We start from the raw sequence: 1,639 nt of genomic DNA on the forward strand, positions 1-1,639 counted from the left end.
CGGCTACACCAATGCGATTTACGGACAGACCACACAGCAGACTGTTCCCGTGACGCAGGAAGCGATGCTACCGGAATATGTCGGTCAGACACAGGAAGAATTGCAGGCGGCTTATGACAAAATTGCAGCACTGCAGGAACAGGCGATCCAGAATCAGCTTTCTATGACACAGGCGCAGCTACAGGCGGCACAGCAGACCGCAAACAGTGAATATGACGATCTGGCAAGGGAAGCATATATCAATATGCGTCTGGGTCAGAACGCATTGCCCCAGCAGCTTTCCGCACTGGGTATCAGCGGCGGCGGCAGTGAAAGTGCCAATCTGAAACTGCAGACCAACTATCAGAACAATCTGCACTCCAGCGAGCAGCAGAGGGCACAGATGCTGAAAGACTTTGCTCTGCAGGGACTGCAGGCACAGACACAGGCCAACAGTGATATTGCGAACATCAATGCAAATGCGGCACAGAACGCAATGAACGCTTGGCAGAACGAACAGGCCAACCAGAATAACTGGAATCAGTGGCTTGCGAACTTCCAGATGCAGCAGCAGCAGTATAAAGACAGTCTGAGCCAGTATGAATAGGAACAACAGCAGGCAGAATTGGCACAGGCAATCGAACTGGCACAGCTGACAGGCGATTACAGCAGACTGAAAGCCATGGGCTATGACACAAGCTACATGGAACAGGTGAAGGATGCAAACCTGAAACAGCTGGCACTGGATGCACTTTATACACAGGCGCAGACTGCCAAGGTGAACGGCAGTGTGAAATCAGGGAGTGGCGGAGGGAAAAAGAGTTCTAGCAGCAGATCTGGCGGCAGTTCAGGTGGTAGCTCTGGCAGTGCTGGCGGCTCTGAACTGAAGATCACAAATCAGGACAACGGGGCGGCAATCTATGTTCCCGGTCTGCGTTGGGTTTCCTATGCTGATTTGGATAAACAGATCGATGCAGGAACAATCAAAGAAGAAGTAAATGGTTCTAAGGTTACATACAAGAAAGTATGGTGATAAGCATGAGCAGAAACGCATCTGCAAGAAGTTTGTTACAGAGTAAAATCGCCAACAGCAAAGGCGCGTACAATTCCCGTACAGGCAAGCTGAAGGAAGATGAAGAAGAATACATCCCTAAGAACCAGAAAGCGAAGGCGGCGGAGAAATCCGCCCCTTCTTTGCGTTCACAGGGACAGCCTGTGGAAGTGGTTAGGGATACGGGGGCAAAAAAAGCCATTGAAACACTAAGAGAACAGCAGAGAAGAACTCAGGCAATCAGAAAAGAAATGAACGCCATCGGGAAAGAACTGCGCGAAAGCGGAAGCACTGACTTTGCATCTTACCAGCAGGCGGCACAGAAGCAGATGGAACTGCAGAAGCAGCTGCCCATGGCATCCTTTATCGCAGGCTTGCTGAACAGTCTGGGCGGAGATGTGGCGAAGATCACAGCGAAGGCCAGCGGAAATGAACCCCTGCAGAGAGCATGGGACAAGACACTGAACCAGTTGGAAGAAACGCAGGAGGCGAACAGGGGAGCAGGCATGGCAGGGGCTATGGCTGGCGAACTGGCGAAGGCTGGTGCTGGTTATATGACAATCGGTAAGGCTGCGGAAAGGGCGGCTCTGGCAGGGGCAGGAAGGCTCA

Annotated in this window: 3 protein-coding genes; all 3 read left to right on the plus strand. The window is 51.9% G+C overall.

The features are described 5' to 3' along the window. A partial coding sequence (locus IJ369_RS03870; RefSeq protein ID WP_290716202.1) for a hypothetical protein occupies positions 1–586 on the plus strand: 586 nt, incomplete at its 5' end. A gap of 18 nt (positions 587–604) precedes the next feature. Continuing rightward, positions 605–1,012 (plus strand): hypothetical protein, encoded by a 408-nt coding sequence (locus IJ369_RS03875; protein WP_290716204.1) that lies wholly within the window; start codon positions 605–607, stop codon positions 1,010–1,012. A gap of 5 nt (positions 1,013–1,017) precedes the next feature. Next, positions 1,018–1,639: hypothetical protein (locus tag IJ369_RS03880; RefSeq protein ID WP_290716206.1), on the plus strand; the 622-nt coding region annotated here is incomplete at its 3' end.

Source organism: Anaerotignum sp., from assembly GCF_017483025.1.
Taxonomy (GTDB): domain Bacteria; phylum Bacillota; class Clostridia; order Lachnospirales; family Anaerotignaceae; genus Anaerotignum_A.